Annotated in this window: 9 protein-coding genes; 5 read left to right on the plus strand and 4 right to left on the minus strand. The window is 75.4% G+C overall.

What is annotated here, in order from left to right; translation table 11 throughout:
• Both ICW40_RS03050 and ICW40_RS03055 read right to left on the minus strand, forming a co-directional pair.
• The coding region (locus ICW40_RS03050; protein ID WP_308121596.1) for a response regulator transcription factor at positions 1-632 on the minus strand (632 nt) is incomplete at its 3' end.
• A gap of 77 nt (positions 633-709) precedes the next feature.
• Positions 710-2,062: a sensor histidine kinase gene (locus tag ICW40_RS03055; RefSeq protein WP_221652361.1), complete on the minus strand. Its 1,353-nt coding sequence runs from the start codon at positions 2,060-2,062 to the stop codon at positions 710-712.
• 145 nt (positions 2,063-2,207) lie between these two features.
• On the opposite strand from ICW40_RS03055, the gene ICW40_RS03060 reads away from it, so the two are divergent.
• The 4 genes from ICW40_RS03060 to purE all read left to right on the plus strand — a co-directional run bounded on the left by ICW40_RS03060 (position 2,208) and on the right by purE (position 6,135).
• A complete protein-coding gene (locus ICW40_RS03060) occupies positions 2,208-2,891 on the plus strand; it encodes a response regulator transcription factor (protein WP_221652362.1) in 684 nt (227 codons plus the stop codon).
• A gap of 9 nt (positions 2,892-2,900) precedes the next feature.
• Positions 2,901-4,232, plus strand: a complete 1,332-nt coding sequence (locus ICW40_RS03065; RefSeq protein ID WP_221652363.1) for an ATP-binding protein — start codon at positions 2,901-2,903, stop codon at positions 4,230-4,232.
• 140 nt (positions 4,233-4,372) lie between these two features.
• On the plus strand, positions 4,373-5,506 hold the full coding sequence (locus ICW40_RS03070; protein WP_260458716.1) for a 5-(carboxyamino)imidazole ribonucleotide synthase: 1,134 nt from the start codon (positions 4,373-4,375) through the stop codon (positions 5,504-5,506).
• 83 nt (positions 5,507-5,589) lie between these two features.
• Positions 5,590-6,135: a 5-(carboxyamino)imidazole ribonucleotide mutase gene (gene purE / locus ICW40_RS03075; RefSeq protein ID WP_221652364.1), complete on the plus strand. Its 546-nt coding sequence runs from the start codon at positions 5,590-5,592 to the stop codon at positions 6,133-6,135.
• A gap of 48 nt (positions 6,136-6,183) precedes the next feature.
• Here purE and ICW40_RS03080 read toward each other — a convergent pair whose 3' ends face one another.
• Positions 6,184-8,796, minus strand: a complete 2,613-nt coding sequence (locus tag ICW40_RS03080; RefSeq protein ID WP_221652365.1) for a CAP domain-containing protein — start codon at positions 8,794-8,796, stop codon at positions 6,184-6,186.
• Between the two features lie 124 nt (positions 8,797-8,920).
• Between ICW40_RS03080 and ICW40_RS03085 the strand changes: the two genes are divergently transcribed.
• Entirely contained in the window at positions 8,921-10,093 is a 1,173-nt protein-coding gene (locus ICW40_RS03085; protein ID WP_221652366.1) for an acyltransferase family protein, read from the plus strand.
• On the opposite strand, the gene ICW40_RS03090 is transcribed toward ICW40_RS03085, so the two are convergent.
• On the minus strand, positions 10,014-11,037 hold a 1,024-nt coding region (locus ICW40_RS03090; RefSeq protein WP_260458713.1), incomplete at its 5' end, for an LCP family protein. The genes ICW40_RS03085 and ICW40_RS03090 overlap by 80 nt on opposite strands.

Below are 11,037 nucleotides of genomic sequence, written 5' to 3' on the forward strand. Positions count from 1 at the left end.
TACGCCGTGACGACGGCCTGCACCCGGTCGCGCGCGCCGAGCTTGGCGAGGATGCGGCCGACGTGCGTCTTGACCGTCGCCTCGGCGACGTAGAGGTCGTTGCCGATCTCCGTGTTCGACCTCCCGCGCGCCATGAGGACGAGGACCTGCCGCTCGCGCTCGGTGAGCTCGGCCAGGCCCGGGTGCGGCGTCGGCTCGTCCGCGTCCGGCAGAGCCGTGACGAGGTGCTCGAGCAGGCGACGGGTGCTCGACGGCGCGATCACGGCGTCGCCCGCGTGGACCGTCCGGATGGCCGCGAGCATCTCCTCGGGCGGCGCGTCCTTGAGCAGGAACCCGCTCGCACCCGCCCGGATCGCCGACAGCACGTACTCGTCGAGGTCGAAGGTCGTGAGCACAACGACGCGCGGGATGGGCGAGGCGGTCGCGGTGAGGCGCGCGGTCGCGGCGAGACCGTCGAGGTTCGGCATGCGCACGTCCATGAGGACGACGTCGCACTGGACGACGGAGAGCCTGCGGAGCGCCTCCGCGCCGTCGCCGGCCTCGACGACGACCTCGAGGTCCGGCTGGGAGTCGATCACCATCCGGAACCCGGCGCGGACCAGCTGCTGGTCGTCGACCAGGCCGACGCGGATGACGCCGCCCGGCGCACCCTCGGTCCCGGCCGGTCCGGCGGTGCCGGACGTGCCCGTCGTACCCGTGCTCCCGACGCTCACGCCGTCTCCTCCATGCCGTTCGTGCCACTCGTGCTGCTCGTGCTGCTCGTGCTGCTCGTGCCGGCAGCGTCCGCCGGCCGCGGGGGCAGCGGGATCTCCGCGCGGACGCGGAACCCGCCGCCCGGCCGCGGTCCGACGGCGACCGTGCCGCCCAGCATGGCAGCCCGTTCGCGCATGCCGAGGACGCCCTGCCCCGCGCCGTCCCCGCCCTGCGCGGCGGCGCCGCGGCCGTCGTCGCTGACCTCGAGCACGAGCGACGCGGGCGTCCACTGGAGGAGCACGGTGACCGTCGGGCCGGGTCCGGCGTGCTTGAGCACGTTGGTGAGCGACTCCTGGCAGATCCGGTAGACGGTCAGGCCGGTCCCGGGCGGGAGCGGACGGTCCTGCCCCATGCGGACGAGCGAGATGCGGACGCCGCTGGAGCGGACCTGCTCGACGAGGTGCGCGATGTCGTCGACGGCGGGCTGCGGCGTGAGGTCGGCCACGGCCGGCGCCTGGGGTGCGGCGGACGACGGCGCGCCGGTCCCGGCGGCGCCACCCGCGCCAGCCGGAGCACCCGCGCCCGCCGCTTGCGCGACCTCGGGGCGCAGCACGCCGAGCAGGCGGCGCATGTCCGCCAGGGCCGCGCGTCCGGTCTCGGAGATGGTGGTCAGGGACCGCGTGGCGGCCGCCGGGTCGGTCGCCGCGGCGTACCGGCCGCCGTCCGCCTGGGCGATGATCACCGACAGGGAGTGGGCGACGATGTCGTGCATCTCGCGCGCGATGCGCGTGCGCTCGGCCGACGTCGCGAGCTGCGCCTGCTGGTCCCGCTCGATCTCGAGCCGACGAGCACGGTCGACGAGCGAGTCGACCCGCTCGCGGCGCGAGCGCCGCACGAGCGCGAACGCGAACGTCGTCGACGTGAGGAGCGAGACGACGAACGCGACCCCGATCGCCGCCTCGACGGAGTTCTGGCTCGCGAGGAGGACGACGCCGAGCAGGACCGAGCCGGCCAGCGCCCCGCCGATCGCCGTCCGGTACGCCCACACCGGTCCGTGCACCGTCACGGAGTAGAGGGCGACGAGCACGAGCAGGTCGGTCGGCAGGATCATGGGGTAGCCCATGAGCATGTGGATCAGCGCGACGGCGTAGACCGCCGCCGCGGAGGCCGCGGGCCACACGCGCCGCCACGCCAGGGGCGCCAGCATGAGGATCGTGATCGGCACCTCGAGCCCGCCCGAGCTGGGTTGGCCGTACGCGACCGCGCCCGCGGTGGGCACGAGGACGAGCGCGAGCAGCGCGGTCCCGAGCGCGTCGACGGGGAGGCGGTGGGAGTCGTCCCACGTCCCGACCCGTTCCCACCAGTGCACCCGGCCAGCCTAGGTGCGGGCTCCGCGGACGACGTCGGCCCGCGGTCCGACGTCGTCCCGTCGCGTCCTCCGTCCGGGGGTGGACCCCGCGACTCGCGGCGGAGGGGCTGGCCCACCAGGGGTCGACGTGACCTAGCATGACGCCATGACCCAGGTTCTCTTGGCAGAAGACGACCCCGCCATTGCCGAACCCTTGGCACGGGCCCTGGGCCGCGAGGGCTACGAGGTCGTCGTGCAAGGGACGGGTCAAGGCGCCATCGACGCGGCTCCTGCCGCGGACATGGTGATCCTCGACCTCGGCCTGCCGGACATGGACGGGCTCGACGTCGCCCGGTGGATCCGCCAGCACGGCCTGACGACCCCCGTGCTCGTGCTCACGGCCCGCGCGGACGAGGTGGACCTCGTCGTCGGGCTGGACGCGGGCGCGGACGACTACGTCACCAAGCCCTTCCGGCTCGCCGAGCTGCTCGCCCGGGTGCGGGCGCTCCTGCGCCGCTCGCACACCGACGGCACCGAGGAGGACGACCTCACCGCGCAGGACGTGCGGCTCGACCTCTCGGCGCACCGCGCGTTCCAGGGCGACCGCGAGCTGCACCTCACGGCGAAGGAGTTCGACCTCCTGCGCGTGCTCGTGCGCGACGCGGGCTCCGTGGTCCCGCGCGAGGCGCTCATGCGCGAGGTGTGGGACTCGGACCCCAACGGGTCGACCAAGACGCTGGACATGCACGTCTCCTGGCTGCGTCGCAAGCTCGGCGACGATGCGAACGCCCCCACGTACATCTCGACGGTGCGCGGCATGGGCTTCCGCTTCGAGACCCGCGCCGGCTGACCTCGGGCGATGCGCCGTCGCGTCCTCCAGGCGACGATCGCGGCGGTCACCGTCGCGGTCGTGCTCCTCGGCATCCCCCTCGCCTTCTACGGCGCCCAGCTCGTCCGGGACACCGAGCTCCGCGAGCTCGGCGACCGCGCCGCGGCGCTCGGGCGTCAGGTCGAGAGCCGGCTCGCGACCGACCGTCCGCTCGACGACGACCTGCTCGAGGTCTACGTCGGCGGTGACGGCAACCTCGCGGCGTCGGTGTCCGTCGTCACCGCGGACGGTGCGCGGTTCCAGGCGGGCGAGCCGGTCGAGGGTCGCGCGTACCCGCGGGTGGTGCGGACCGACTCCGGCGCCGTCGTGCTGCTCTCCATCTCCTGGTGGGACGTCTTCTGGCGGTCCGCACGCGCGGTCGGCCTCGTGGTCGCGGCGTCGACCGTCGCGTTCGCGGCGGGGATCAGCATGGCGCTGTGGCAGGCCCGGCGGCTCGCGGCGCCGCTCGTGTACCTCGCGGCCAGCGCCGAGCAGCTCGGCAGCGGGCAGGTGCGGCCGCGGCTCGAGCCGTCCGGCGTGGAGGAGATCGACCTCGTCGCCGCGGAACTCGCGCGCAGCGCGGACCGGCTCGCGGGGCGCCTCGCGGCCGAGCGGCAGTTCGCCGCGGACGCGTCGCACCAGCTCCGTACGCCGCTGACCGCCCTGACGATGCGGCTCGAGGAGATCTCGCTCGCGACGGAGAAGGAGGAGGTCCGCGAGGAGGCCCGGATCTCGCTCGAGCAGGTCGAACGCCTCGTGACGGTCGTCGACGACCTGCTCGCCCGGTCCCGCCGGGCGCAGGGCGGCACGACCGAGGCGGTGCACCTGCGCGACGTCGTCGACCAGCAGCGCGAGGAGTGGACGCCGTCGTTCACGTCGGCGAACCGCCGGCTCGTCGTCGAGGTGCCCGCGGGGATGGCGGTGCTCGCGACGCCCGGTGCGCTCGCGCAGGCGCTCGCGACCCTCATCGAGAACTCCCTCGTCCACGGCGCCGGCACGACGACGGTGCGGGCCCGGCCGTCCGGGCCGAGCGGTGCCGTCGTGATCGAGGTGGGTGACGAGGGCCCGGGCGTCGACGACGAGCTCGCGCCGCGGATCTTCGAGCGCGAGGTGACGTCCGGCAAGGGCACGGGCCTCGGCCTCGGCCTCGCGCGCGACCTCGTCGCGGCCGACGGCGGCCGGCTCGAGCTCGCGCAGCGGCGGCCGCCGGTGTTCGCGATCTTCCTGGCGGGCGTGCCCAAGACGCTCGACCCCGAGCTCGTGCTGCCGCGCGGGACGCTCGTCTCGGCGCGCAAGGGCAGGCTCCGGCGCAGCCGGGCGTGAGCCGACCCGCGGGGCGCGCGCTGCTCCGCCGGTCGCGCCGCGCCCTCGATGTGGGCGGGGGCGGCCCGGCCCCGGACCGGTTGTTAGGCTCCGCCGTCGTGACGACGGTGGCGGTGGTGGGCGGCGGTCAGCTGGCCCGGATGATGGCGCCCGCGGCGACTGCGCTGGGCGTGGGCCTCAGGGTGCTCGTCGAGGCGCCGACGACGTCGGCCGCCCAGGTGGTGACCGATGCGCCTGTGGGCACGCCCCAGGACGAGGCCCGTGTGCTCGCGCTCGTGGCCGGCCCGCCGGCCGCGGACGTCCTGACGTTCGAGCACGAGCACATCCCGGCGGCGACGATCGCCGCCGTCGAGCGCGCCGGCGTGCCCGTGCGGCCCGGACCGGGCGCGCTCCTGCACGCGCAGGACAAGCTCGCGATGCGCCGGCGCCTGAGCGACCTCGGCGTGCCGTGCCCCCGCTGGGCGCCCGTCGAGGACGAGGCCGCCCTCACGGCGTTCCTCGCGGACGTGGGCGGCGTGGCCGTGGTCAAGACGGTGCGCGGCGGCTACGACGGCAAGGGCGTGCGGGTCGTGCGGGACGCCGGTGACGTGGCCGAGTGGTTCGCCGCCGCGCGCACGGGCGGTCCGGCGCTCCTCGCGGAGGAGAAGGTGCCGTTCACGCGCGAGCTCGCGGTGCTGCTCGCGCGGCGCCCCTCGGGCGAGGTCCGGGTGTGGCCCGTGGTCGAGACCGTCCAGCGCGACGGCGTGTGCGCCGAGGTGGTCGCGCCCGCGCCCGGGCTCGAGCCGGGGCTCGAGCAGGCCGCCGTCGACGCCGCGCTCGCCGTCGCGGAGGGCCTCGACGTCACGGGCGTCCTGGCGGTCGAGATGTTCGAGGTAGCCCCCGGCAGCGGGGAGGCGCACGGCCGCGTGCTCGTCAACGAGCTCGCGATGCGCCCGCACAACTCGGGTCACTGGACCATCGACGGCGCCGTCACGAGCCAGTTCGAGCAGCACCTGCGCGCCGTGCTCGACCTGCCGCTCGGCGAGACCTCGCCGCGCGCGCGGTGGTCCGTCATGGCGAACGTGCTCGGCAGCACGCTCGAGCGGCTCACCGACGCGCTGCCCGCCGTCCTCGCCGCCGACCCGGCCGCCAAGGTGCACCTCTACGGCAAGGAGGTCCGCCCGGGGCGCAAGCTCGGCCATGTCACCGTCAGCGGGGACGACCTCGCCGACGTCCGTGCGCGCGCCGTGGCCGCCGCGGCGCTGCTGCGCGGCGAGGGGCTGCCGACGCTCTGAGAGGGTGGGAGCGGCCCGCGAGGGGCCGGCCCCGGACACCGCTGCCGCGGACGACCCGCGGCACCGACCGCAGGAGGACGGACATGGCAGGCGCACCGCTCGTCGGCGTGGTGATGGGCTCGGACTCCGACTGGCCCGTGATGGAGGCCGCCGCGCAGGCGCTCGCCGAGTTCGACGTGCCGCACGAGGTCGACGTCGTCTCCGCGCACCGGATGCCGCAGGAGATGGTCGACTACGGGCGCTCGGCGGCCGACCGCGGGCTGCGCGTCGTCATCGCGGGCGCCGGAGGAGCGGCGCACCTGCCGGGCATGCTCGCGGCGGTCACGCCGCTGCCGGTCATCGGGGTCCCGGTGCCGCTCGCGCACCTCGACGGGCTGGACTCGCTGCTCTCGATCGTCCAGATGCCGGCCGGCGTCCCGGTCGCGACCGTGTCCGTCGGCGGGGCGCGCAACGCGGGGCTGCTCGCGGTCCGCATCCTCGCCGCGGGGGCCGACGACGACGCCGCGGCGCTGCGCGCACGGATGGTCGGGTTCCAGGGCGAGCTGCGCGAGCAGGCGCACGCCAAGGGCGAGCGGCTGCGCGCCCGCGCGGGTGGCGGGACGCGCGCCGTCACCGGCTTCGGCGCCTGATCCTCCCGCCGGCCCGGCGGCGACGGACCGGGCCGGCGGGTCGGTCGGTCAGGCCTCCGGTGAGACCAGGTAGCCGACGAGGTCGACGACGACGTGCACGGTCCCGCCCGGGAGCTGGTCGGTGTAGACGCTGACCTTGCCGTCGTCACCCACGCCGGCGATGACGAGGTTCGCCCCGTCGACGCGCGGGATGTAGTTGAGCGAGGACATGACGGGCGGGGTGCCGCCCCCGCGGTACGGGAACACGCGCAGGTGCCCCAGGCTCGACGGGCTGACACCCGCGACGTTGAGGACCATCGCCGTCGTGCCGGGCGGAGCCGACGACGGGATCGAGACCTCGAGCTGCTGACGGGCGCCGAGCGGGCGGGTCGTGCGCGTGTCGAGGAGGCGCTCCGGGGTGGCGGGCACGTAGCCGGGGGTCTCGACGACGTAGCCGACGACGTCGAGCACGATCCGGACGCGGTTGGTCGTCGCGGTGTCGGAACGGTAGCTCAGCCGGCCGTCGGCCGAGAGCGGCACGATGGCCGCGTTGGCCCGGTCACCGGGGCTCAGGTAGTTGAGCGTCGAGGTGGGCGGCGCCGGGGTGCCTGCCGCCCAGACGCGCACGTTGCCCGGCGCCTGCGAGCCGGCCGCCGCGACGTTGAGGATGACGGCGGTGGCTCCCTGCGGGACCCCGCTCCTGCCCGACACCTGCACCGTGCGGACCTCTCCCGGGACGACGCCCGTGCGGTCCTCGACCCGGCTCGGCACGACGAACGACGTCCCGGAGCCGGGCAGGTAGTAGCCCGTGAGGTCGATGACGACGCCCGTGCTCGCGCCCCGCGTCAGGTAGCAGAGCCGACCGCTGTCCGGCACCTGGATCAGGGCCGCGTTGCCGACGTCGGAGCCGGGCACGAAGTTCACCGTCGCGGTCTCCGGCGCGGGCGTGGTGCCGTCGCCCTTCGTGTCCGGGTAGACGACGACGTGCCCGGCGGCGACCGGGCGCACGGTCGTGACGTTGAGCGCCACGCCCGTCGCGCCGCTCGGCACGCCGGTGCTGGTCCCCGTCACGGAGAAGCAGGTGGGGGTGCCGCCGACGACGCCCGAGCGCTTGTCGTGCACGCGCACCGGACCGACCGGGACGTACGACCGGTCGTCGAGCGTGAGGGTCGCGGTGCGCGAGGTGGTCGTCCCGAGGTTGGTCGTCACCACGAGCCGGACACGGGCCCCGGAGTCCGCTGCGCGGAGCCCGGACAGCGTGAGCGTGCGCGCGGTCGCGCCGGGGATCGCGGTCCAGGTGCTGCCCAGACGCTCCCACCGGTAGGACGCGTTCGCGACGCCGACGAGCTCGGGGCTGAGGGTGACGGACCCGCCGGTGGCGAAGGTCGCGTCCGGGGGCTGGGTGGTGAACACGGGGCCGGTGATCACCGTGAGCCGTGCGGCCGCCGAGGTGACGGTGCCGCTGCTGTTCGTGACGACCGCGCGGTACAGGTTCCCGTCGTCGCCCGCCGCGGCCGTGAAGGAGTACGTGGCCGAGGTGGCGCCGGCGACGGTGGTCCACGTCGCGCCGTCGTCCGTGCTGCGCTGCCACGTGGTCGTGGCGCCGTCCCGGCCGGTGAGCACCGTGACGCTCAGGCGCGCCACGGTGCCGACGTCGACCGTCGTCGCCGCGGGCGGCGTGACGGTCGGCGCGCCCGGGTTGAAGAGCGTGACCTGGTAGGAGTGGCTGGCCGTGGGGGTCCCGCGCATCCCGGTCACCGTCACCGTGTAGACCGACTCGGCGGCGCCCACGGGCGCGGTCACGCCCGCGACGCGGAAGGCCAGCGTGTTGTTGCCGTAGCCGTTCCTCGCGGCCAGCTTCTGCGTCGTGAGGGCGCCGTTCGGCCCGGTCACAGTCACGGACGCCGCGGAGAAGTCGGCGCCGGCCGACGGTGACGTGAGGGACCACAGGCCGAAGGGCTCGAGCGGTGCGGGGAAGTAGCCCGCGGTCGGCCACGGCACCCAGGACGGGTTCGACGCGCCGGCGTTCGTGCCGACGCCCATGACGCGGATCGCGTTGGCGGTGTTGGTGCGGTACGTCGACCCGGTCGCGGGGTTGCTCGCGACGCCGATGGCCGTGGTCGTGATCGGCGGGTGCAGCATCCAGCGGCGGTGGCCGAGGTCGGTGCCCGCGTCGTGCCGCTCGGTGAGGTACCCGTTGACGAGGTCGGCCGCCGTGGGCGTCCGGCCGCCCCAGGCGATGCCGATGTTGGAGTTCCGGGCGCCGTCGAGACCCGCCGCGGAGAAGCAGCGCCAGGTCGACGCGGGGTTGTGGCTGATGTCGTCCTGCGCCGAGAACGTCAGCGCCGCCCGCTGCGCGCTGTCGGCGAGCGCGGTGCTCTCGGCGACCGCGTCGAGCCCCGCGAGGCCGCGCACGAAGTTCCACGCCGCGATCGCGGCATCGGCGGTCGCGCGGCCGACGGCGCCCGGCTGGCACGTCGACGTCACGGCGGTCGACGTCGCCGTCGTCGTCGTGGCCGGAGCCCAGCGGTCCAGGTAGGCCCTGTCCACGGCCGCGCGTGTGCTCGTGTCGACGGCGTTGGCCGAGACGGCGGCGGCCGGCGGCGCGCCCACGGGCTGGACGACGGCGACGGTGGCCGCGAGGACGGCAGCGGCGAGGGAGGCGAGGGCTCGGGCAGTCACGAGGGGTCTATCGGCACGCCGCGGCGCCGGGTGAAGTTCTTCGCGTCGTCCGTTCGGCGTAGTGCCGACCGGGGCCCGTGCACCTCGACGGGCGGTCCCCGCGTGGCCGTCGTACGGTCACGGAATGGTCACGATCGCCGCGCTTCGAGCGCGCCTGCCCACCGGGACAGCGCCCCGACCTGCGGCGACGCCGCGTCTGCGGACGCTCGACGGCCTGCGCTTCCTCGCCGCCGCGGGGGTCCTGCTCTACCACTTCACGGCCCGGTGGAGCACCGCATGGGGCGTCGAACCGGTCGAGCGGTTCCCGGATGTGGGCAAGGTCACGACGTACTTCGCCCTCGCCCCGGAGCTGTTCTTCGTGATCAGCGGCTTCGTGATCCTCTGGACCGCCTGGGGCCGCACGGTCCCCGGCGTCGTCGCGTCGCGCCTCGCGCGGCTGCTCCCGTCGTACTGGACGGCCCTGCTCCTGACGAGCGTCCTGCTGCTGGTGCTCTGGCCCGACGGCAAGGACATCACCCTGGGGCAGGTCGCGGTCAACGCGACGCTGCTCCAGGAGCCGCTGGGCGTGGCGCACGTCGACGGCGTGTACTGGACGCTGTGGACCGAGCTCCGGTTCTACCTGCTCGTGGTGGTGCTCGCGGCCGTCGGCATCACGCGCCGCCGGGTGCTCGCCCTCGCCGGGCTGTGGCCCGTGGTCGCGCTGCTCGCGGAGCTCGCGGGCGTCGAGTGGCTCGCCACCCTCCTGGTGGGCCGCTACGCACCGCTCTTCGCGGGCGGCATGCTCCTGTACCTCCTCCACCGCGACGGCCACGACCGGGGCACCTGGGCGCTGCTCGGGCTCAACGTGACGCTCGCGGTCGCCGCGATCGTGCCGGCCCAGGTGGCCTCCCTGACGCGGAACACCGCGTACGACCCGTCGCCCGTGCTGCTGGGCGTGCTCGTCGTCGGCTGCTTCGCCGCGGTGGCAGCGCTGACGCTGACCCGCCTGCAGCACTGGGACGTCCGCGCCTTCACCACGGTCGGGTGCCTCACCTACCCGCTGTACCTCGTGCACGAGTACTGGGGGTGGTGGACCATCCACCTGCTGCACGACCGGCTGCCGGCCGTGCTCACGCTGGCGGCGGCGACGGCCGTGTCCCTCGCGCTCGCGTGGCTGGTGCACCACGGCGTCGAGAAGCGCGTCAACCCGCCGATGCGGCGGTGGATCGAGGCGCGGCTCAGCCGACCGGCGGCAGCCCGCCCACCGGCCCGGGCGGCAGCGTCCCGTCCCGGATCCCCGTCCAGAACGCCGGCGTGAGCTCGGGGTCGAGGAGCACGGTCGAGCCGATGCCGCCGGGCCGGTGGTCCGGGTTCGCGATCGGCGGGGTGCCCGTGATGCCCTCGGGACCCGTGGCGCGGCGGAACGCCAGCGCCAGGCGGCCCAGGTCCAGGGCGCCGGTGCCCTCGCTCACGGCGAGGGCGTCCGTGCCCGCACGCACGAGCGAGACCTGAGCGCCCGGGTCACGCAGCACGGCGGGGTCCGCGAGCTCTGAGCTGAGCGCGGCGATGAGCTGCTGCTGGCGCTTCGCGCGGCCGACGTCGCCCTCCGGGTCGTCGTAGCGCATGCGCGCGAACGCGAGCGCCGTGGTGCCGTCCGCGACGTGGCAGCCCGCGGTCCACACGAGCCCGCTCAGCGGCTCGTTCACGTCGCGGTCGAGGCACAGCTCGACGCCGCCGACGGCGTCGACCACGCCTGTGATCCCCCCGAAGCCGACCTCGACGTAGTGGTCGACGGTGAGTCCCGTGAGGCCCTCGACCGTCTGGGTCAGGAGCGGCGCGCCACCCCAGGAGAACGCGGCGTTGAGCTTGTTCGCGCCGTTGCCGGGGATCTCCGCGTACGTGTCGCGGGGCAGGCTGATGAGCGCGGGCGGACCCGAGGGCGGCACGTGCAGCACCATGATCGTGTCCGTGCGTGCGCCGGTCGTCCCGTCCTCGGGGACCGCCCCGTCGCCCCGCGCGTCCGAGCCGGCCAGCAGGTAGGTGGTGCCCGGGGTGTCCGCGGCCCCGGAGAGCGCCGGGACACGCTCGAGCCGGCCGTCGGCCCAGAGCACGAGGCCGATCGGCCACGCGAGGAGCAGCGCGGCGACCAGCACGCCCACGACGGCGACGCGGCGCCCGAGGCGACGAGGCCGCGCCGGCGCGAGCCGTGCGGGTGCGGTGCCGTCCGCGCTCGGCGCCGTCGTGCGCGGCGACGGCCCGGTG

Source organism: Actinotalea ferrariae, from assembly GCF_019733465.1.
Lineage (GTDB): Bacteria > Actinomycetota > Actinomycetes > Actinomycetales > Cellulomonadaceae > Actinotalea > Actinotalea ferrariae_A.